The 20,705-nt window shown below is 50.9% G+C and carries 17 protein-coding genes, 1 riboswitch and 1 other annotated feature; of the genes, 4 read left to right on the plus strand and 13 right to left on the minus strand.

Translation table 11 applies throughout. From position 1 onward, the window contains the following. Positions 1-27: 27 nt before the first annotated feature. Together tgt and queA are read right to left on the minus strand one after the other, a co-directional pair. Entirely contained in the window at positions 28-1,158 is a 1,131-nt protein-coding gene (gene tgt, locus VXK30_RS09010; protein WP_275715865.1) for a tRNA guanosine(34) transglycosylase Tgt, read from the minus strand. A gap of 107 nt (positions 1,159-1,265) precedes the next feature. Next, positions 1,266-2,312 carry a tRNA preQ1(34) S-adenosylmethionine ribosyltransferase-isomerase QueA gene (gene queA, locus VXK30_RS09015; protein ID WP_442868001.1) on the minus strand — a complete coding sequence of 349 codons (1,047 nt, stop codon included), beginning with the start codon at positions 2,310-2,312 and terminating at the stop codon, positions 1,266-1,268. Positions 2,313-2,392: 80 nt separating this feature from the next. Beyond that, positions 2,393-2,568: riboswitch (Lysine riboswitch) on the plus strand. Between the two features lie 141 nt (positions 2,569-2,709). On the opposite strand from queA, the gene asd reads away from it, so the two are divergent. The 4 genes from asd to VXK30_RS09035 are packed head-to-tail and all read left to right on the plus strand — an operon-like array spanning position 2,710 to position 5,962. Beyond that, the gene (gene asd / locus VXK30_RS09020) at positions 2,710-3,789 is read left to right on the plus strand and encodes an aspartate-semialdehyde dehydrogenase (protein WP_275715867.1); all 1,080 of its coding nucleotides are present in this window, start codon (positions 2,710-2,712) and stop codon (positions 3,787-3,789) included. Between the two features lie 29 nt (positions 3,790-3,818). After that, positions 3,819-4,709 carry a 4-hydroxy-tetrahydrodipicolinate synthase gene (gene dapA, locus VXK30_RS09025; protein ID WP_275715869.1) on the plus strand — a complete coding sequence of 297 codons (891 nt, stop codon included), beginning with the start codon at positions 3,819-3,821 and terminating at the stop codon, positions 4,707-4,709. 27 nt (positions 4,710-4,736) lie between these two features. Continuing rightward, positions 4,737-5,489: a 4-hydroxy-tetrahydrodipicolinate reductase gene (gene dapB, locus VXK30_RS09030; RefSeq protein ID WP_275715871.1), complete on the plus strand. Its 753-nt coding sequence runs from the start codon at positions 4,737-4,739 to the stop codon at positions 5,487-5,489. A gap of 11 nt (positions 5,490-5,500) precedes the next feature. Beyond that, positions 5,501-5,962 (plus strand): ACT domain-containing protein, encoded by a 462-nt coding sequence (locus tag VXK30_RS09035; RefSeq protein WP_275715873.1) that lies wholly within the window; start codon positions 5,501-5,503, stop codon positions 5,960-5,962. A gap of 78 nt (positions 5,963-6,040) precedes the next feature. Here VXK30_RS09035 and VXK30_RS09040 read toward each other — a convergent pair whose 3' ends face one another. From VXK30_RS09040 to yfmF, 11 genes are all read right to left on the minus strand, one after another. Then, the gene (locus VXK30_RS09040) at positions 6,041-8,704 is read right to left on the minus strand and encodes a YfhO family protein (protein WP_275715875.1); all 2,664 of its coding nucleotides are present in this window, start codon (positions 8,702-8,704) and stop codon (positions 6,041-6,043) included. 115 nt (positions 8,705-8,819) lie between these two features. Beyond that, positions 8,820-10,049, minus strand: coding sequence for a tyrosine--tRNA ligase (tyrS, locus tag VXK30_RS09045; protein ID WP_275715877.1), 1,230 nt, complete (start codon positions 10,047-10,049; stop codon positions 8,820-8,822). 47 nt (positions 10,050-10,096) lie between these two features. Further along, positions 10,097-10,333, minus strand: a binding site (T-box leader). A gap of 30 nt (positions 10,334-10,363) precedes the next feature. After that, a complete protein-coding gene (recN, locus tag VXK30_RS09050; protein WP_275715879.1) occupies positions 10,364-12,046 on the minus strand; it encodes a DNA repair protein RecN in 1,683 nt (560 codons plus the stop codon). Between the two features lie 5 nt (positions 12,047-12,051). Then, the gene (locus VXK30_RS09055; protein WP_275715881.1) at positions 12,052-12,501 is read right to left on the minus strand and encodes an arginine repressor; all 450 of its coding nucleotides are present in this window, start codon (positions 12,499-12,501) and stop codon (positions 12,052-12,054) included. 1 nt (position 12,502) lies between these two features. Next, positions 12,503-13,360, minus strand: coding sequence for an NAD(+)/NADH kinase (locus tag VXK30_RS09060; RefSeq protein WP_275715883.1), 858 nt, complete (start codon positions 13,358-13,360; stop codon positions 12,503-12,505). A 1-nt stretch (position 13,361) separates the two neighbouring features. Then, on the minus strand, positions 13,362-14,174 hold the full coding sequence (locus tag VXK30_RS09065) for a TlyA family RNA methyltransferase (protein ID WP_275715885.1): 813 nt from the start codon (positions 14,172-14,174) through the stop codon (positions 13,362-13,364). Next, entirely contained in the window at positions 14,171-16,027 is a 1,857-nt protein-coding gene (dxs, locus tag VXK30_RS09070; RefSeq protein WP_275715887.1) for a 1-deoxy-D-xylulose-5-phosphate synthase, read from the minus strand. Before dxs ends, VXK30_RS09065 begins: the two co-directional genes overlap by 4 nt. Positions 16,028-16,078: 51 nt before the next feature. Continuing rightward, positions 16,079-16,936 (minus strand): bifunctional methylenetetrahydrofolate dehydrogenase/methenyltetrahydrofolate cyclohydrolase FolD, encoded by an 858-nt coding sequence (gene folD / locus VXK30_RS09075; protein ID WP_275715890.1) that lies wholly within the window; start codon positions 16,934-16,936, stop codon positions 16,079-16,081. Positions 16,937-16,951: 15 nt separating this feature from the next. Beyond that, positions 16,952-17,980, minus strand: coding sequence for a prolipoprotein diacylglyceryl transferase (gene lgt / locus VXK30_RS09080; protein WP_275715892.1), 1,029 nt, complete (start codon positions 17,978-17,980; stop codon positions 16,952-16,954). Between the two features lie 90 nt (positions 17,981-18,070). Next, the gene (yfmH, locus tag VXK30_RS09085; protein ID WP_442868002.1) at positions 18,071-19,357 is read right to left on the minus strand and encodes an EF-P 5-aminopentanol modification-associated protein YfmH; all 1,287 of its coding nucleotides are present in this window, start codon (positions 19,355-19,357) and stop codon (positions 18,071-18,073) included. Further along, positions 19,354-20,637 carry an EF-P 5-aminopentanol modification-associated protein YfmF gene (gene yfmF, locus VXK30_RS09090; protein ID WP_275715894.1) on the minus strand — a complete coding sequence of 428 codons (1,284 nt, stop codon included), beginning with the start codon at positions 20,635-20,637 and terminating at the stop codon, positions 19,354-19,356. Before yfmF ends, yfmH begins: the two co-directional genes overlap by 4 nt. Positions 20,638-20,705 lie beyond the last annotated feature (68 nt).

The raw sequence follows: 20,705 nt of genomic DNA on the forward strand, positions 1-20,705 counted from the left end.
ACTTATTCGTCGTCTTGCAAGGATTTCTTATATCCTCAAGCTCAATTTCAAGATATTATTGCTATAGAATTCTTCAAAACGCCCCTCATCAAGAGAAAGACGGATCTGTTCCAGAATGGAATTGTAAAAATAGATGTTGTGCATGACGCAAAGCCGCATAGCGAGCATCTCTCCGCTTTTAAAAAGATGGTGAATGTATGCGCGCGTAAAATTGCGGCAAACGGGACAGTCGCAGTGTTCGTCGATCGGTTTCTCATCGAGCGTGTATTTCGCGTTCATCATATTCCGGCAGCCGTCCCAGGTAAAGGTGTGCCCGTGACGGGCGTTTCTGGACGGCATAACGCAGTCGAAAATATCCACTCCGCGCCTGACCGACTCCAGAATATTGGCCGGGGTTCCCACCCCCATCAGATAACGGGGCTTGTCCTTCGGCATTTCGGGCTCCACCGCCTCGATGATGCGGTACATCTCTTCCGCGGCCTCCCCCACCGCCAGCCCGCCGATCGCGTACCCGTCGAGGCCGAGCTCGCGGATCTGTTTCATATTCTCGATGCGCAGGTCCTCGTAGGTGCTGCCCTGATTGATTCCCCACAGCATCTGGCGGGGATTGATCGTGTCCGGCAGCGTGTTCAGCCTGTCCATTTCCGCCTTGCACCGATACAGCCAGCGAACCGTGCGCTGACAGGAGCTGCGCGCGTAATCGTATTCCGAAGGATTCTCCACACATTCGTCAAAGGCCATTGCAATGGTAGAGGCCAGGTTGGACTGAATTCTCATGCTTTCCTCCGGTCCCATAAAGATTTTATGGCCGTCGATATGAGAAGCGAAGGTCACGCCCTCCTCGGTAATATTCCTGAGCTTTGCCAGCGAGAACACCTGAAATCCGCCGCTGTCGGTCAGGATTGGCCCGTCCCACCGGGTGAACCGGTGCAGGCCGCCCAGCTTTTTCACGTTTTCGTCGCCCGGCCTCAGATGAAGATGATAGGTATTGCAGAGCTGTACCTGGCATTTCAGGTCCTTCAGATCCAGCGCGGACACACCGCCTTTAATCGCGCCGCAGGTAGCCACGTTCATAAAAGCCGGAGTTTGAACCGTCCCGTGCGGCGTAGTGAATTCGCCGCGCCTTGCCGCTCCCGTATTGCTGATTAGCTTATACATATTTTAATCCTTGTTTATCCTTTCGTATCAGTAAATGAACATCGCGTCGGCCATATGCATGGCAGGCAAGACTGGCGTCGCGATGCATATGCCTTGTTTCAAGCCTGTTAAATGATCAGCATCGCGTCGCCGAAGCTGAAAAATCGGTATTTTTCCTGAACGGCGATTCGGTACGCGTTCATAATATGCTCGTAACCAGCGAGGGCGGAAACCAGCATGATGAGCGTGCTCTCCGGCAGGTGGAAATTGGTGATCAAGCCGTCGAGCACTTTGAACCGGTAGCCGGGATAAATAAAAATATCCGTCCATCCGGCGCTTTCCCTGATACAGCCCTCCGCGGTCCCGACGGACTCCAGCGTGCGGCAGCTTGTCGTTCCCACCGCAATGACGCGGCCGCCGTTCCGTTTTGTTTCATTGATGGCATCCGCCGTTTCCTTCGGGAGATAGTAATGTTCCGAATGCATTTTGTGATCCAGTACCTTTTCCGCCGTGACCGGGCGGAACGTGCCCAGCCCGACGTGCAGCGTGACAAACACCACTTTCACGCCCTTGGCCTTTACCTTTTCCAGAAGCTCCGGCGTAAAATGCAGTCCGGCGGTCGGAGCGGCCGCGGAACCGACTTCCTTGGAATACACGGTCTGATAGCGCTCATTGTCGTTCAGATGCTCCGTGATGTAATGCGGCAGCGGCATTTCCCCGATCTGATCCAGGATTTCATAGAAATTCCCTTCATACGTAAAGCGCGCCAGACGGTTGCCCTCGTCGATAATTTCCAGCACTTCCGCCCTGAGAAGGCCGTCGCCGAAAACGAAACGGGAACCGGGCTTCGCACGCTTGCCGGGACCGCAGAGAACTTCCCATACGTCCCCTTCCCGGTGGTTTAAAAGCAGAAACTCCACGCGGGCCCCCGTCCCTTCCTTGATTCCATAAAGCCGGGCCGGCAGAACGCGCGAATCGTTCAGAACAAGACAGTCGCCGGGATTTAAGCAGTCAATGATATTGAAAAAGTGTTTATGGGTAATCTCGCCGGTTTCCTTGTTCAGTGTCAAAAGTCTGGAGGAATCGCGCGGTTCAATCGGGGTCTGCGCAATCAGTTCTCTCGGTAAATCATAAAAAAAATCTTTTGTCTGCAAATTTTTTAAATCCAATGTCATTTCCATATCTCCCACATAATATACTACCGATTCTTTATTATAAATAAATTGACAAGTAATAGCAACCCATGTTATTATAATTCAAAGATAGAGGCGCGATTTTAAAAAGTAACGGATCTCAGGCTGCCAAAGCCGTTTATCGTCCGTGAAAGGTAAACTCGCCGAAGGGGGTTTCGGGGCAGGGAACCGCCTGGTTGTTTTTGTGAACAGCAGAACAACTGTCATCATGTTGATATGATGGAGCGCTATCGGCTAACATTTGGTTCGGCAGATGCCGGACCCTATCAATGTCGAACACTACCTATTATATTTGCCTGATGACCGGTTTTCAACCGGTTTTTTTCTTATGTATATATTTTCTCATTCTTCAAACATATATATTACAGGAGGGCTACCAATGAAAAAGTATCATGTAGGAATTATCGGCGCAACCGGCATGGTTGGTCAAAGATTTGCTACGCTGATCGAGAACCACCCGTGGTTTACGGTTACCGCACTCGCAGCGAGTGCGCGTTCCGCCGGAAAAACATATAAAGAGGCTGTCGGGGACCACTGGCTGATGACAACACCGATGCCGAAATCAATGGAAAATATGGTCGTTTTCAACGCGGAGCAGGATATTGAAAAAATCACTTCCCTTGTTGACTTCGTGTTCTGCGCGGTCAACATGAAAAAAGAGGAAATCAAAACACTGGAAGAAGCCTATGCCAAAGCGGAGTGTCCGGTGATGTCCAACAACAGTGCGAACCGCTTGGTGGCCGACGTACCGATGATCATTCCGGAAATCAACGCGGATCATGCCGGGGTCATCGACGCGCAGCGCAAACGTCTCGGCACAAAACGCGGATTCATCGCCGTGAAATCGAACTGCTCTCTGCAGAGCTACGTTCCGGCTATCCACCCTCTGATGGACCTGAACGTAACGAAAGTGCTCGCCTGCACCTATCAGGCCATTTCCGGCGCGGGAAAAACCTTTCAGACGTGGCCGGAAAGCGTCGATAACGTCATTCCCTTTATCGGCGGCGAAGAAGGAAAATCTGAAAATGAACCGCTGAAAATCTGGGGACATGTCGAAAACGGCGCAATCGTCAACGCCACTTCCCCGTCCATTACCTCCCAGTGTCTCCGTGTTCCCGTTTCCGATGGGCATACCGCCGCGGTTTTTCTCTCCTATGAAAAAAAGGTCGAGTTGGAAGAAATTATTGCAAGATGGGAAAACTTTAAGGGAGTTCCTCAGAAGCTTCAGCTTCCCAGCGCCCCAAAGCAGTTTTTGCATTATTTCCGCGAGGACGACCGTCCGCAGTCAAGGCTTGACCGTAATTTGGAGAACGGCATGGCCGTTTCCATCGGACGTTTGCGCCCGGATACGCAGTACGATGTAAAATTTGTCTGTCTGTCCCACAACACTCTGCGCGGAGCCGCAGGCGGAGCTGTTTTGATGGCGGAGCTTCTTTGCGCAAAAGGTTATATCGATTGAAGAATTTGCGAATTTGGAGGTAAAGTGTCATGAAAAAGCTTATTTTCAGCGGTTCCGGCGTCGCGATCATTACGCCGATGAACGAGGACGGTTCCGTGAATTATGACGTTTTGGGCGATCTCGTCGAATTTCATATCGCCAACGGGACGGATTCCATTATCGCCTGCGGTACAACAGGGGAATCGGCAACATTAGACCACGAAGAGCATTGCAAGGTCATCGAATACATCATTAAAAAGACGAAGAAACGGATTCCGGTCATTGCGGGCTCCGGCAGCAACGACACCCGCTACGCGGCAGAGCTGTCCCTGACCGCTCAGGAGCTTGGCGCGGACGCTCTTTTAATGGTTACACCCTACTACAATAAAACCTCTCAGGCGGGTCTGGTAAAGCATTATCACTATGTGGCGGACCGTGTAAAGCTTCCGATCATCGTCTACAACGTACCGTCCAGAACGGGCTGCAATATCAAACCGGAAACGTATCTGGAGCTTTCCAAACACCCGAATATCAATGCTGCAAAAGAGGCGAACGGGGATATTTCCGCTCTGGCGAGAACCATTTCCCTTTGCGGCGACGAGCTGCATATTTACTCCGGAGAAGACAATCAGACGCTGCCCATTCTTTCTTTGGGCGGAAAGGGAATCATCTCCGTATTCGCGAATATCATGCCAAAAGAAATGCACCAAATCTGCGCGGATTTCTTTGACGGCAACCTTGCCGCCAGCCGTGCGGCCTTTTTGAAATACCTTGAGCTGATGGACGCACTGTTCATGGATGTGAACCCGATCCCGGTGAAGGCGGCCATGAAAATGCTCGGATTCAACAGCGGAAGCTGCCGCCTGCCGTTAACGGCGATGAGTGAAGAAGCGGAAGTAAAACTCGCAATGGTTCTTAAAAAATATAATTTATTAAAATAAATTGACCTTTCCGGAGGGAATGTGAAAATGACAAGGATGATTATCTGCGGATGCAACGGCAAGATGGGCCGTGAGGTTTCGGCCTGTGTGGCGCTGCGGGACGACTGCAGGGTCGTAGGCGGAATCGATATGAATACGGAGGCGAAGGAGGATTATCCGGTTTTTGCGAAACCGGCGGATATCAATGTCGACGCCGATGTCATTGTCGATTTTTCCAACCCCGCCCTTCTCGCTTCTCTGCTCCAGTATGCGCAGATTCATAAAACGCCGCTTGTTCTGTGCACCACCGGTTATAACAAAGCGCAGGTGGAAGCGCTCACCCGTGTTTCCGAAGATGTCCCCGTATTTTATTCGGGCAATATGTCGCTGGGGATCAACCTGCTGATCGAATTGTCCAAAAAGGCGGCGAAAGTGCTGGGCAGCGGCTTCGATGTGGAGATTATAGAGAAACACCATAATCAGAAAGTCGACGCGCCGAGCGGCACCGCACTCATGCTGGCTGACGGCATTTCATCCGTCATGAACGAAAATGCGCACTATATTTACGACCGGCATTCCCAGAGGAAGAAGCGCGAAGCAAACGAAATAGGGATTCATTCCGTTCGTGGGGGAACCATTGTCGGCGAACATGAAGTGATTTTTGCCGGACATCATGAAGTGATCACGCTTGCTCATTCCGCGCAGTCAAAAGAGGTTTTTGCCGTCGGGGCGATCAACGCGGCCGTTTATCTGGCAAAGATGCCCGCAGGACTTTATAACATGTCTGATTTATTAAAATAGGAGGTAGCATGATGAGTACGGAACCAATGATCACCACTTCAAATGAAATTACCCTGATCACGCTGCAGAACTGTCCTTCCGAGCTGACCTTTACCGCCGATGTTTTTCAGAAAATTTCGGGGTTCGGAGTCAATGTGGATATGATTTCACTTGCGCCGACGCACGGGGCTTTCACTTCCATTTCCTTTACGATTTCCGACAACGATCTGGATAAAATTCTGACCTTTACATCCGATCTTCATGACAATTCCAATATTAAGACCATTGTCAGCAGCGGAAACTGCAAAATTTCCGTCTATGACCAGGGAATGAAGGACACTCCCGGCGTGGCGGCGAAGGTTTTTGCGGCGGCGGCGAAGAGCGAAACGGACGTACGGATTATCACAACCTCTGAGGTAGACATCTCCCTGCTGGTTACGGCGGCGGATTTTGACCAGACGCTGAACGAAATCGAAAAGTGTCTGAAGAAATAAAAGCCTGCTTCCTGTTTTCTATAAAATAATAATCCCTTCCGTCAGGCAGTATGATCTGCTGGCAGCGGAAGGGATTTTTTACCTCCAGTAATAGATGACTACGGGGAAAATATAAACCGCGACAAAAACGCCGATGAACAAAACCGTAAATAAGAAAACCGCCGGCAGTTCCAGGAACCGAATTTTACGGTAGAGTCCTTTTCTCAGAAATATCAGGAAAAGAATCAGAGCAGCGATCCCCGCGGCGGATAAACAGCTTCCCAAGGAAAACCCGGGCGGAATATAAGAAACGGAGATTTCGTTTTTTCCTTTGTCCAGCCTGATCGCCATCATGGAATCCAGCACGCAGTTGATATCGGTCTTTTTCCCGTTTACAGTCGCGGTATATCCCCTGCCGTCCGTAATCGGAAGGAAGAGATAGGACTGGTCGTCGGCCGCGTCCGCAGTGCCGGTAATCCGGTTCCCGGACTGCTTCAGCTGCGCGGCGGCGGTACCGCTGACCGCTTTCTTTAAAACATCGTCCTTAAGTCCGGCGATTCCAAAGGATTTCACGTCGACTTCTTTTAAAACCTGGATTTCCACTTCCACCGTCTGGTCGCGGAAGGTGCCGAGATTCAGGAGTCCGTTACTGCTTTGATTCGGATAATCGTCCTGTACGGTCATCCCGTTTATTAGGATATTGAAGCTTGAGTTGATATGCTCGATCAGGCTGTTTGACAGCCTGTCAAAGCAGTCGAAATAAAGCGTTTCCGTTCCCTGAACCGGAATCCGGTAAACCACCGACCCCTCGGCGCTGTTGTCCGGAAAAGTAAGAGAATATCTTTCGCCGGCAGTATAGGCGATATTATTCAGAAGGGTCGGCTCGTAATAGGTAAACAGCTTGTCCTGTGTATGAAAGAGGGATTCAAAGACAAACTGCTGAATGTTGAGGCGGGTCGTGTCCGGCAGAGTGCTGAATGCCTGAATGTCATCGGAATGAACAACAAATCCGACGGGAAGAGTGTCCTCTTTTTCTCTGATCTCATATTTCTCATTTTGATAAAAAACCTTCTGCTCCTTGCTGAAGGAAGTTCCCCTGCGGAGAATCGTGTACCGGTTCCCCATTATGGCGTCAGTCAGCTTGGTGCCGCCGTTTGAGTTGACTTCCATCCAGTAGGACGAATAGCCGAGCTTCTTCATGGTATACATAAAGTTTTCGCCCGTCAGCGACGTATAATGGCTCAGTGTATGGTACCCCAGGCTGCCCATCAGGTTTACGTCGAAGTATTTTTCTTCGGATTTTACGCGGTAAAGGGAGTCATCCCCGATCCGGCCGCTCAGATCGATGACGGCTGCCTCGGTTTTCCCGTTGTTGGCGGCGGAAGCCACGTAAACGCCGGAATTAAATACGCATTCCAGTACAACCATGATGCACAGCAGGACGGAAAATGCGGTTTTACCCAGCAGCCTGAACTGGTAGAGCAGCAGAAGGACGAGATACGCAAGTCCCGCGACCAGAGAAAACAGGAGCAGAAGCCGGAAGCTTGCGCTGTTTCCCCACAGGGTTTCCGTGTAAATCCTGACGACATCATACTCCTTATAAAAAATCAGGCATTCCGCAAGGAATACGGCGCTGACCGCCAGCATCCCGCCAAATACGGCCAGCGGGCTGCTTGACGTAAGGCGGTTTTCCTGATTGATTTCCGATAATACGGCGGCAAGCAGAATCAGGCCGAAAAAAATGGTGATATATCCGTAGCGGACCGGAAAAGCCTGATAGTTTCCGGTCTGCCACATTTTATTGATCGGTTCTATGAAAACCGGTATCATTGTCAGGATAAACAGGAAAAACACAAAGTTCGTATTCGGCGGAAGCCTTTTCGCAAAAAACAAATAGACAATCAGCGCGGCAAAGATCGCACCCGAGCACAGAATCACGGTAAACGTCGTGTCCAGTCTGGAAATCAGCCCACCCACTCTTAAGCTCGTAAACAGGTCGCTGGTTCTGGCGGAAGCCGTATACTGCATCAGGGAGGGAAGCCAGACCACGGCGGTAATCAAAGCGGTAATCAGGGTGGAAACTCCCAGAAGCAAAATATTTTTCCGGCGTGTCCCCTTTTTCGCGAAGAAACAGACATAGACTCCGGATGCCAGTACCAAAAAAATGGATACCATATAGCTTAGATAGAAATTCACTGTCAGTATCGCTGAAAAAGACAGGACATACCACAGGATTTTTCCTTCGTCAGCCAGCTTGATCAGGCCGATCAGAAGAATCGGGAAAAGGTACATGACGTCCAGCCATACGTGGTTCTGGTAGTAAAACATGGCGTAGCCGCAGAAGGCATACATCACGGAGATCGCCGTGTTTTGCAGCACACCGAGCTTTTTGAATCGAAAGCGAAAAAAGAGGCTTGCCGTAAACGCGCATGCCATCATTTTCAGAAGGACCAGAATATTCATGAAAAGATAGAAATCGGCCTTATTGACAAAGGCAACCAGAAAGCTGAACGGGCTGCTGATAAAAAACAGGAATACGCCCCAGAAGCTCATGCCCCCGGCGTTCTGCATATTCAGAAACATGTTTGCTTTTCCGGACAGGATATCTTTAAAGTCCATCAGAAAAGGGATGACCTGCTGGTCCATATCGCACCATGAGAGAGTGTTGTATCCAAAAGGAAACATCCTGCTTACAAAAAATACCGAAAGCATAATCACCATCACCGAAGCAGGCGCCAACAACAAAGAGCCGTTTTTTTTCATCTGGATGAATCCTCCAACATTTGTCAATGTACCTATTATAAGGAATTACCGGATGAAAATCAATCAAAACAGCCCGCCGCCGAAATTTCGGCGGCGGGCAAAGCAAATTTTTGCGTTAATCAACCAGATTGACTTTGTGGAACACCTTTTTCCCCTTTTTGATCACCACATATTTTTTCTCGAAACGGTTCAGGGAAAGTTTCTCCGTGCTGGAAAGGATCTTCACGCTATCGACTGAAATACCGCCCTGATCGATCAGACGTCTCCCCTCTCCTTTGGAAGGCGCCAGCTTTGTCAGGACCAGCAGATCAAGCACGCCGATTTCCCCATCGGTAAAATCGGATGAAGTAATATCCGTGGAAGGCATGTTGTCCGTGTTCTCGCCGCTGCCGAACAGCGCGCGCGCACCTTCCTGCGCCTTTAACGCTTCCTGCTCGCCGTGAATCAGCTTAGTGACCTCAAACGCAAGAATTTCCTTGGCTTTGTTGAGCTCCCCGCCCTCCAGCTTCGCAAGCTCATCGATTTCCGACAGCGGAAGGAACGTAAGGATTTTCAGGCATTTGATAACGTCGTCGTCACCGATATTTCGCCAGTACTGGTAGAAGTCAAACGGCGTGGTCTTTTCGGGGTCCAGCCAAACGGCGCCCTTTTCGGTTTTGCCCATCTTTTTGCCCTCGCTGGTCGTCAGCAGGGTAAACGTCATGCCGTAGGCTTCCTTCCCCTCTTTGCGGCGAATGAGCTCGACGCCGCCGATAATATTGCTCCACTGGTCGTCGCCGCCAAGCTCCAGCTGGCAGTTGTACCGGTGATTCAGCTCCAGAAAGTCGTAGCTCTGCATAATCATATAGTTCAGCTCAAAGAAAGAGAGTCCCCTTTCCAGACGCTGCTTATAGCATTCCGCGGCAAGCATGCGGTTGACGGAAAAATGCACGCCGACATCACGCAAAAACTCAATATAATTCAGATTCAGAAGCCAGTCGCCGTTGTTGGCCATAATCGCTTTGCCTTCCGAAAAATCAACCAGACGGGACATCTGCTTTTGGAAGCAGGCGATATTGTGGTCGATTTCCTCTTTGGTCAGCATTTTGCGCATATCGGATTTTCCGGAAGGATCGCCGACCATGCCCGTTCCGCCGCCGAACAGCGCAATCGGCGTATGGCCGGCTCTCTGCATGTGCGCCATGACCATAATCTGCACAAAGTGGCCTACGTGCAGGCTGTCGGCTGTCGGATCAAACCCGATATAGAATGTGGTTTTGTGATTGTTGAGAAGATCCTGAATCTTCTCCTCGTCCGTCATCTGGGCAATCAAGCCCCTTGCTTTGAGTTCTTCGAAAACTCCCATAAAAAATCCTCCATTTCAGGGGGATAAAAAACGCCCCCTGCTTATTTGCAGAGGGCGGAATCAACCGCGGTACCACCTCAGTTCACCGTAGCCTCGCGGATACGGCCTTACGGGTACAAAAATACCCACGCGCTATAACGTGCGCTTTCACGGCCAAATCTAATAGAAACCGTTCAATCTGGCGACTCCGGGATGTATTTCAGCCAAATCACGCGCCTGCTTACACCAGCCGCAGGCTCTCTTTGCCGTCTTTTTGGCTTACTTCTTCCCATCAATGTCATTATACTGCATTATACCCAATTCCCTCCGCATTGTCAAGACGAGCCATGCTTTTTGGCAAGCCTGAGCATTTCGGCCGCATTTTCCAGCAGCAGCGGCGTGATCTGCGCCCCGCCCATAATTCTTGCCAGTTCCTGTTTCCTTCCCTCGTAATCCAGCTCAGCCACGTCGGTGAAGGTTCTGTTCTCCCGGACCTGCTTTTTGATTAAGAACTGTGTGTCGGCCAAAGCGGCTATCTGCGCCAGATGCGTTACGCAGATCACCTGACGGTGGCCCGCGACCTCATGCAGCTTTAAACCGACCTTCTGCGCCGCGCTTCCGCTGATGCCGGTGTCGACCTCGTCGAAAATCAACGTGTCAATGTCGTCTTTCCCGGCAAGCACCGTCTTAATGGAAAGCATAATGCGGGAAAGCTCGCCGCCGGAAGCGATTTTTGCGATCGGCTTGGCCGGTTCGCCCGCATTCACCGAAATCAGGAACTGAAGCTTGTCGCAGCCGAACGGATTCAGTGGGCAGTCCTCCTGCTGTACCTGAAAATCGATGTTCGGCATATCGAGAAAGCGGAGCTCTTCCTTTACCCTTTTCGTAAAGGCCCGTGCCGCCTCTCTGCGGCAGCCGGAAATCTTTTTCGCAAGTCTTTCCGCTTCCGCCTTCGCCTTTTGATATTCCTTTGTCATCTGCAGGATTTTTTCATCCGAAAGCTGGATGTCCTCCAGCTGGGCCTTCGATGTTTCGAGAAAACCGATCATATTTTCCACGGAGCCGCCGTATTTCAGGCCAAGGCGATAGAGGACGTCCAGCCTGTCCTCTATCCTTTCAAGGTCTGCGGGATCATATTCCAGTTCCGAGGAAAAACCGCGGAGCTCTTCGCCGCAGTCCTCCAGATCGTAGCGGATATTTTTGATTCTTTCGGAAAGCTCATGGATTTCCGGCAGGTATTTTTCCGTTTCGGACAGAGCGTCCGAAGCCGAAACAACAGCGGACAAAGCTCCGTCAAAGCTTTCTTCCCCGTTCAGGGCCGATTGCGCCGTATGAATCGCCGAGGCAATCTTTTCGCTGTTTAAATAGCGGGTACGGGTTTTATTCAGTTCTTCCTGCTCGCCGGCCCGCAGACCGGCGGCCTCCAGTTCGTTGACCTGATAGGTCAGCAGATCAATCTGCCTCGCTTTCTGCGCCTCGTCCATATCAAAAGCGTCCAAAGCGCTTTTGATATGCTGCATATTGCTGAAAGCGGCGCGATACTCCGAGAGCAGTGCCTCGGGCACGCCCATGCGGTCGATGTACCGGATATGTAAATCGGGCGACAGCAGGTCGTAGCTCTCGTGCTGGCCGTGAATGCTGATCAGCACGACCCCGATCTCTTTCAAAACGGATACGGTTGCCGGGCGGCCGTTAATTCGGCACACGGTTTTGCCGTCGGTATGGATTTCGCGCTGAATCATGACGGAACCGTCTTCTTCCGGCGCATAGCCGAATTCCGCCAGCTTATGGACGGCCTGTTCCCCAAGGTCGGAAAAAACGGCGGTGACAAAAGCGGAATGAGCCCCGGTCCGCACAAGCTCACGCGAGGTTCTTTCCCCCAAAATTGCGTTGATGGAATCAATAACAATGGATTTTCCGGCTCCGGTTTCTCCGGTCAGAACGTTCAGGCCGGGGTGAAAATCGATCCCGGTCTTTTCAATCACAGCAATATTTTCGATGTAAAGCTGAGAAAGCATTGCAATCACCCAACCATTTTTTTAAGTTCAGCAACCAGCTGCTGTGCATGGTCTTCGTCCCTCATCGCAATAAAAATGGTATCGTCCCCGGCCAGAGTGCCGACGGAGCCCTGCCAGTGCATGGTGTCCATTGCCGCACAAACAGCCTGCGCCATGCCCGCATGGCATTTGATTACCACCAGATTGCATGCGTAGTCAATCTGCACTGCAGAATCGGAAAGGAGGGAATAAAATTTAGAGGAGTAATCGGCCGTGTTGCTTCTGCCGGTGGAGTATCTGTATTTTCCGTCGTGGGACAGAGTCTTGATCAGCCTGAGCTCTTTAATATCGCGGGAAACGGTGGCCTGGGTTACTTCAAAACCGTCTTCGCGCAGGCGGCGCAGCAGTTCTTCCTGAGTATCAATCGCGTATTCGTTAATCAATTCAAGGATTTTTGCGTGTCGTCGTGTTTTCAATTCAATTTCTCCTCTCGGCTAATTTTTCGTTCACTACCTCATAAAAATTATCGTCTTTTAGTTTAATAATTCTCACCATACGCTCCGAACGGCAAAAATTAATTTTCTGATTATCCGCAATCCGAATAAAAGTGTCTCCGTCCACGGACAAAATAATCTCGCTTTTATAGTGGGAACACGCCGTTACGCTCAGCTTAGCGTCCGGCCCGAAAATAACCGGCCTTGTCAGCAGGGAATGCGGACAGATCGGCGAAAGCAGAATACAGTTGATGCTCGGGTCGATCACGGGGCCGCCGGCGGAAAGGGAATACGCGGTCGAGCCGGTGGGAGTGGAAATAATCAGGCCGTCCGCCCTGTATTCACAGACATTTTTATCATTGAAGTGAACGGTGATATCCAGGATCCGGGAAAGCGCTCCGCGGGCGATTACCGCGTCGTTCAGCGCCAAATGGGTTTCCTCTTTCCCCTGATTGACCAGCTGGATTTCCAGCATCATACGGTTTTCGATGGTATAGTCCCCGTCGATCAGCTTTTTAAGCTTGTCAAGCTCGTCCGTTTCCAGCCCGGCGACAAAACCAAGCCGCCCCACATTGATGCCCAAAATCGGCTTTTCCGCCACGGCGGCATGCCGGGAAGAGTGAATGATGGTTCCGTCGCCGCCAACGGCAATGACAGCGTCGCAGTCGGACATCATTTTATCAAAATCATCGTAAAAAACAATGTGTGAATTTGGAAAACAGCTTTTCAGGTTTAATCGCATGCATACCTCCGCACCGAATTTTTGCAGCGTTTCCGCTACCCGCGTAGTATGAAGCTGTGCGTTGTGCTTGCTTAGATTCGGCATGATCGCTATTTTCAAATTATTCACCACCGTTTAATGTATGATGGGATTCTTCCACCAATGCTTCTATGTTCAACGGAACACTTTCCGGTTTCTCCGATTTTTGAAGGTAAACCAAATACTCAATATTCCCCTCCGGCCCTTTTACCGGGGAATAAGTCAGGCCCAGAACGGAAAACCCGTGTTCCAGCACAAAGCCGGTTATTTTTTCAATCACTTCCTGGTGAACCGCCCGATCGCGCACCACGCCTTTTTTGCCTACTTTCCCCCGCCCCGCTTCAAATTGGGGCTTGATCAGGCAGACGGCCTGCGCGTTTTCCGCCATGAACTCCCTTGCGACGGGAAGGACCAGGCAAAGGGAAATAAAAGAGACGTCCACGCTGAAAAAATCGATGTCGTCCGGCACCTGCTCCCGTGTAAGGTAACGGACATTGGTGCGCTCCAGATTCACGACCCTTGGGTCCGTACGCAGCTTCCACGCGAGCTGCCCGTAGCCGACGTCGATGGAATAGACCTTTTTCGCGCCGTTCTGCAGCATGCAGTCCGTAAAACCGCCGGTAGAAGCGCCGATATCCATCGTGATTTTCTCTTTCAGTTCAATCGGGAAAACAGACATGGCCTTTTCCAGCTTCCAGCCGCCGCGGCTCACATAGGGCATGGTCTCCCCGCGGATTTCTATTTTCGTATCGACCGGAAGCATGGTCCCGGGCTTGTCGGACTTCTGATGATCGATATAGACATTGCCCATCATGATCATTGCCTTGGCCTTTTCCCTGCTTTCGGTAAGACCCTGGTCAAACAGCAGGCAGTCCAGTCTTTTTTTCTCTATCACTTTTTGTACTCCGTCAATATCATATTTACCATTCCCTTGTCGTCAAGGCCAAGAGCGCTGAGCGACTGCAGCATTGTCGCATGGGGAACAAAGCTGGTGATCGCGCGTAAGCGGAACTCGCCGCGGTACCCGCTCTGGGACAGCAGATAGCTGAAATGCTCTCCGATTCCTCCCTGCTGGATTCCCTCTTCAAAGAAAAAGACTTTTTTTGCGGCCGCAGCTTCCGCTACCGCATCCCTGTCCACCGGAGTAATCCGGTTCAGCTTGATAATTTTCGCAGGGATCCCGGACTCTTTCAGCGATGTGACGGCCTTGCAGGCCATGGAAAACAAACGGCCGTAGGTCACAATCACCAGCTCCGCCTCATCCTGTCCGTAAATGTCGTAAGCTTTCCCGGTACTCTCAAAGTCGAAGGGCTTAAACATTGGCTTTCCGCGCGGATAGCGCACGGCGGAAACGCCTTCGCACTGGTAAAGCGCCTGCTGGAAAGAAAAATAAAGCTCGTCATAGTAAGCCGGAGAATAAACGGTAATCCCGGGAACGGTGCTCAGAAAAGCCGCATCAAAAATACCCTGATGCGTTTCGCCGTCGTCGCCGACAACACCCGCCCGGTCAATGGCAAACGTCACCTTTACCCTTTGGATGGCTGCGTCATGAATAATCTGATCGTAGCCGCGCTGTAAAAACGTGGAATAAATCGCGCATACGGGAAGCATGCCGCCCGCGGCAAGACCGCCGGCAAAGGTTACCGCATGCTCTTCCGCAATCCCCACATCGAAAAAACGGCCGGGAAACTGCTTCGCAAAACCCGTCAGACCGGTTCCCATCTGCATCGCTGCGGTAATCGCGCAGATTTTTTCATCCTTACCCGCCAGCGCGCAAAGATGGCTGCCGAAAACACTGGAAAAATTCTCACCGGCAGGGGCGGATTTTCCCGTCTTAATATCGAAACTGGATATCCCGTGAAAAGCTCCCGGATTCTGCTCCGCATACGGATAGCCCTTTCCTTTGCGGGTAATCACATGGAGCAAAACCGGATGGTTGATATTCTTGGCATTTTCCAGAACATCAATCAGCTTTCCCAAATCATGACCGTCAAACGGCCCGTAATAATAAAAGCCCATATCTTCAAAAATGGTACTGTTATATAATATCTGCTTTAAAGCAGCCTTTGATTTCGAAAGAAAATGATGCAGTGGCTTTCCTACGTGAGGAAGCCGGTTCAGCGCGGTTTCAATATTGCCCTTTGCCTTGAAATAACCGGGCTTTGTGCGAATGTGCGCCAAATAGCGGGCGATGGAACCGACATTGCGCGAAATAGACATTTTATTGTCATTCAAAATGACAATAAAATTCTTCTTGAAGCGTCCGGCATTGTTCAGGCCTTCATAAGCCAGACCGCCGGTCAGCGCGCCGTCGCCGATCAGAGAAATAACGTGGCCTGGCTCTCCAGCAAGAAGCTTTGCGTTGGCGATTCCCAGCGCTGCGGAGATAGAGGTGCTGCTGTGCCCCGCGTTAAAAGCGTCGTAACTGCTTTCCATGCGGTTCGGATAGCCGGAAAGACCGCCCTGCATCCGAATGGTGGAAATGGTGTCGCGCCTGCCGGTCAGAATCTTATGGGTATAGGCCTGATGCCCGACGTCCCAGACAATCCTGTCGTCCTTGGAACTGAAAACACGGTGCAGCGCAACCGTTAATTCAACGACCCCCAGGTTGGAAGCCAGATGTCCTCCGTTGTTGGAAACGGTCTTAATGATTTTTTCGCGAATTTCATCGCACAATTCATAAAGTTCATCCAGGGAAAGCTTTTGCAAGTCTTCCGGAAAATTAATTTGATTTAAAAGGTTGTCCATTCCGTACCTCAACTGGCAGCCGCCGGACGCAGTATACCGGGATTCCGCATTTTACAGAGTCATCCCGTTCTGACGCTTCGCCGCGGCAACTGTATTTTTAAGGAGCATCGCAATCGTCATGGGACCGACACCGCCCGGAACAGGAGTTATGTAAGAAGCTGTTTTCTCCACATTGGCAAAGTCAACGTCTCCGCACAGTTTTCCGTTTTCGTCGCGGTCCATTCCCACATCGATCACCACCGCACCCGGTTTCACCATATCCGCGGTAACAAATTTCGGTTTGCCGACCGCCGCGACAAGGATATCGGCCTGTCTGCATACTTCCTTCAGATTTCTGGTTCTGCTGTGGCAGATGGTCACCGTCCCGTTATGATGCAGGAGCAGCATGGCCATCGGCTTACCGACAATATTGCTTCTCCCGATTACGACACAGTTTTTTCCTTCGATCCCGATCTTTTCATGGCGGAGAAGCTCAATGACCCCCGCGGGAGTACAGGGCAGGAAATGATAGTTTCCGATCATGATTCTGCCCACATTGGAAGGGTGGAAAGCGTCCACGTCTTTTTCGGGATCAATGGCTTCCACCACCGCCTTTTCATCCAATCCGTCCGGCAGCGGGGATTGAACCAAAATACCGTTAATGTCTTTTTTAGCGTTCAGTTTCGCGACTAGGTCCATGATTTCTTTTTGAGAGGCGGACGCGGGCAGGGCGTATTCTTCGGAATAGATTCCCGCCTGAGCGCAGGCCCTTTTTTTATTGTTTACATACGTTCTTGACGCGGGGTCGTCTCCGACAATCACCACGGCAAGGCCCGGCGTTACGCCGAACCGGACCATTTTCTCAACTTCAAGGGCCAGCTGAGCCCGAATTTCGGCCGCAACCGCTTTCCCGTCAATGTATTTCGCCATAACCTGCCTCCAAAATCATGATTTCTCGGTTTCTTCCGCCGTATCCTCGGAAGAAGCTGAAACGGGTTCTTCCGGCTCCGCGACTGGTTCGGACGCAGCAGGCTCTTCCTGTACCGCGCCGTCCGACGTATCTTCAGAAGCGTCTGTGTCAAAAATAGTGCTTGTATCGTCGTCAATCAATTCTTCCGGTACTTCATCCACCACGGCATTCAGAGCCATGACTTTCGGGGAACCGCATCCGGTAAGAGCGGTTCTGTTGCGGAAAACAATCAACAATGCGATACCGGTTAAAACCGTTATTACAGCAACTACCTGTGAGACCCTGAGAGGAATAACCGGGGTAATCAGGCTGTCCGTACGCAGTCCTTCAATAAAGAACCGGCCGACGCCGTACCAGATTAAATAGCCAAGAAAAACCTGTCCGTCATATCTTCTGAACCTGCGGCTGAAAATATGTAGCAGGACAAAGCCCAGAAGGCACCATAAGGATTCATAAAGGAAGCAGGGATGCACAGGGCCGTTCGCAATGGCGGAAGTATTTTCGCTGACCATGCCCCACGGCAGAGTGGTTTCGCGGCCAAACGCCTCCTGATTGACAAAGTTGCCCCAGCGGCCGATCGTCTGTCCGATCAGGAAGCCGAGCGAGGCCAGGTCCAGCATGGCCGGAACGCTGATTTTGCGCAGCTTGGCGATCAGCGCGCCGCAGAGCAGGCCGCCGATGATTCCGCCGTAAATTCCAAGTCCTCCCTCCCAGATATAAAGGGCGCTGATCGGATTTCTCAGATACTGGTCGCTGGTATCGAAAATGACATAGTAGGCCCTTGCGCCGATGATTCCGCCGATAATACCGACAATCACGGCGTCGATGAGCCTGTCCTGATCCATATTAAATTTTTTGCAGCTTGCCATCACATAAAGGAAAGCCAGTAAAAAACCGACCGCAATAATCACACCGTACCATCTGACGGTAAGCGAACCGATTGAAAATGCAACCGGATTGATTGTAAAGTGAATGCCTAGTCCCGGAAATTGAACATTTAACATATACTCCACCATTTCTCCACGCGCAAAAACAGATTAGACCCCGGCCAAAACTTCGCGTGGGATGTTCTGGCGGTAAGAATAAAGAAAAGCTTATTCTTCAACCGGTCTTACAATGGAAAGTGCGGAATACTCCGGTCTGAGCTGGACATTGAGCCTGTTCTGCACGGACTGAATATCCGCCGAAGCAATCGTATCGATATAGTTAAACAGTTCATGGCCGGTAAACGCCAGTGAGGCCATGGTATTGGCGATGTTGTCCACACTGTTGAAAGACGAGACCATACGGCCGTAAACCGCTTTTTTGGAGCGCTCAAAAGCCGCGGGGTCCAGTCCGTGTTCACGCAGCCCGGCAACCTCTTTTTTGATCTCCTGCGCAACGGCATCGGGGTCCTTTGATTCCCCGGAAAAGATCACCGACGCATAACCCGGTCCCTCAAAATATTCATAGGAGAAGGAGGACTGATTAATCAGCCCGGCGTCCAGCAGCCTGCGGAACAGCGGGGACGCGTCGGAAGCCAGGATTTCCAGCAGGATTTCCGTGTCCGCGATTTCGCGGGCAGACAGGCGGTTCTTGCCCGCCTTTTCCTTAAAGCCCAGTTGAAAGATCGGGGCGGCCACGGAAAGCTTCTGTTCCACCCTGCTCTCCACAACCCCCTCGGGCTCTTCTTCAAAAAAGCGGTCGATGGTGACGTTTTTAGAGGGCTTCAGCATTTTATCGCAAAGTTCCAGCACCTTGTAAACGTCGACGTTTCCCGCGACACACAGCACCATATTGTTGAGGTTATAGAAGGTATGATAGCACTTATAAAGCAACTCCGGCGTAATCTCCGCAATACTTTCGACCGTTCCGGCAATATCGATCCTGACCGGATGCTTATGGTATATGGCGCGCAGAAGGTTGAACATCACGCGCCACTGCGGGTCGTCGTCGTACATCCTGATTTCCTGGCCGATAATGCCCTGCTCCTTCTGTACGGTCTGCTCGGTAAAATAAGGGGACTGAACAAAATCCAGAAGGATTCCCAGCGATTCGTATACTTTTTCCGAACAGGAAAACAGGTAACAGGTTTTGTCAAAAGAAGTATAGGCGTTTGCGGAAGCCCCCGTTTTTGCGTAACGGGCAAAGGCGTCCCCATCCTCGCTTTCAAAAAGCTTGTGCTCCAGATAATGCGCGATGCCGTTGGGGACCGTATTCAGCTCGGTTTCTTCCGAAGTTTTAAAGCAGGTGTCCACAGAACCGTATTTGGTGCCAAATACAGCATAAGTGGAGCTGTAATTCTCTTTCGGATATACAAAGATTTTCAGCCCGGACGAATGGTTGATCTCAAAATACCGGTCGCCGATCCGTGAGCTTTTGATTTCCTTCATTACATTCATTCTTTTTCTACCCCGTTTCCGACCAAGCGATACACTGTGTCAAGAGTGACATTGTTAGCGGCGTCGATAATCTGCTGACGCGTAACGGCGCTGATCAGCGCCGCCGCTTCCTCCGGGCGTTTAACATAATTGGCAAAAGTCTGCGACAGGTACCACGCCTCCAGCCCGCCAAGGGAATCGGAAAGAGAGCGGTAACTGTTGCACATGCTGAGTTTTGCCGCATTGACTTCATTATCGTCAAAATTGCCCTTTTTTATTTCTCCCAGCTGGAATAAAATTTCCTCTTTGGCCTTTTCAATATTCTTCGTCTCAACGCCGCTCTGTACAAGCATGATTCCTTTCATGGAAACGTACAGCGCGCTGCAATAGTAGCAAAGGCTGAGCTTTTCGCGGACATTCAGAAACAGCTTGGAGTTCGGGGTGCCGCCAAAAAGGGCAACCATCAGCTTGACCGCCTCCACCTGCTCATCCCGAAGGGAGGCCGCGGTGCGGAAGCCGAGAACGAGCTTGGACTGGGCAATATCCATTTTTTCGGTGACTTCATTGGCCTGATCCGCTTTTTTGACATTGACAGTCGGACACTCCACCGTGGATCTTTTGCCAAGCTTCTGAAAAGCGTTATAAAACCCTTCATAAACGGGCTTGGGATCACAGTCGCCCAGAACCATGATTTCGATCCTTGCGTTCTGAATCAGATAGCGCCATACCCCGGTCAGTTCCTCACGCTTCAGATTCCTGATATCTTCCTTGCTGCCATAACGGCTGATGCCGTACGGCTCGTTTTTACACATGATTTCTTCACAGCGCTGTCTGGCATAGGTACGCTTGTCATTGAATTCAGAGTCGATCAGTTCAATCGTCTGGCGCTGTTCCTGCTCAAATCCGTCCTTCGGGAAAAGGCCGTCTTCAAACGGCGGGTCAAACAGAACGCTGCACAGCAGCTTTGAGAGCTCAGTCGAAGTGCTCTCCCCCTGCAAAGCATACCTGTCGGCAATTCCAGAAGCATAAAGAGACAGCATCTGGACGTCGCCGATTTTCTGAACGTCGGCACTCAGATCCGCTCCGTAAAGCTCGGCCAGACGTTCACCCAGTTTTGTAAAGTCGGGATATTCCCTGCTGGCGCGGCTGAGAAGGAAAGGCAGAATGGCATTGGAAGCCACAGCTTTTTTTTGAAGGGGCAGTAAAAAATTAACGGACATGCGCACCGTTTTGAATTTCATATCCCGGACGCTTCTGAAGTTGACGCCGTCACAAACGGAACGCTGTTCTATTTCTGTCATTCGATTATTCATCTCCATATTAAACTCGGTTAAAATCAAGCTTTATTATATCACAATCCTCTGCTTTA

The organism is Caproiciproducens sp. CPB-2, assembly GCF_036287215.1.
GTDB lineage: Bacteria > Bacillota > Clostridia > Oscillospirales > Acutalibacteraceae > Caproiciproducens.

Bases quoted from the DNA above. Each gene is read 5' to 3' on its own strand.
- lgt (WP_275715892.1), bottom strand. From the start codon at position 17,980: ATGTTAAATGTTCAATTTCCGGGACTAGGCATTCACTTTACAATCAAT.
- dapB (WP_275715871.1), top strand. From the start codon at position 4,737: ATGACAAGGATGATTATCTGCGGATGCAACGGCAAGATGGGCCGTGAG.
- folD (WP_275715890.1), bottom strand. From the start codon at position 16,936: ATGGCGAAATACATTGACGGGAAAGCGGTTGCGGCCGAAATTCGGGCT.
- VXK30_RS09035 (WP_275715873.1), top strand. From the start codon at position 5,501: ATGAGTACGGAACCAATGATCACCACTTCAAATGAAATTACCCTGATC.
- dxs (WP_275715887.1), bottom strand. From the start codon at position 16,027: ATGGACAACCTTTTAAATCAAATTAATTTTCCGGAAGACTTGCAAAAG.
- yfmH (WP_442868002.1), bottom strand. From the start codon at position 19,357: ATGAATGTAATGAAGGAAATCAAAAGCTCACGGATCGGCGACCGGTAT.
- asd (WP_275715867.1), top strand. From the start codon at position 2,710: ATGAAAAAGTATCATGTAGGAATTATCGGCGCAACCGGCATGGTTGGT.
- VXK30_RS09040 (WP_275715875.1), bottom strand. From the start codon at position 8,704: ATGAAAAAAAACGGCTCTTTGTTGTTGGCGCCTGCTTCGGTGATGGTG.
- yfmF (WP_275715894.1), bottom strand. From the start codon at position 20,637: ATGACAGAAATAGAACAGCGTTCCGTTTGTGACGGCGTCAACTTCAGA.
- dapA (WP_275715869.1), top strand. From the start codon at position 3,819: ATGAAAAAGCTTATTTTCAGCGGTTCCGGCGTCGCGATCATTACGCCG.
- recN (WP_275715879.1), bottom strand. From the start codon at position 12,046: ATGCTTTCTCAGCTTTACATCGAAAATATTGCTGTGATTGAAAAGACC.
- tgt (WP_275715865.1), bottom strand. From the start codon at position 1,158: ATGTATAAGCTAATCAGCAATACGGGAGCGGCAAGGCGCGGCGAATTC.
- tyrS (WP_275715877.1), bottom strand. From the start codon at position 10,049: ATGGGAGTTTTCGAAGAACTCAAAGCAAGGGGCTTGATTGCCCAGATG.
- queA (WP_442868001.1), bottom strand. From the start codon at position 2,312: ATGACATTGGATTTAAAAAATTTGCAGACAAAAGATTTTTTTTATGAT.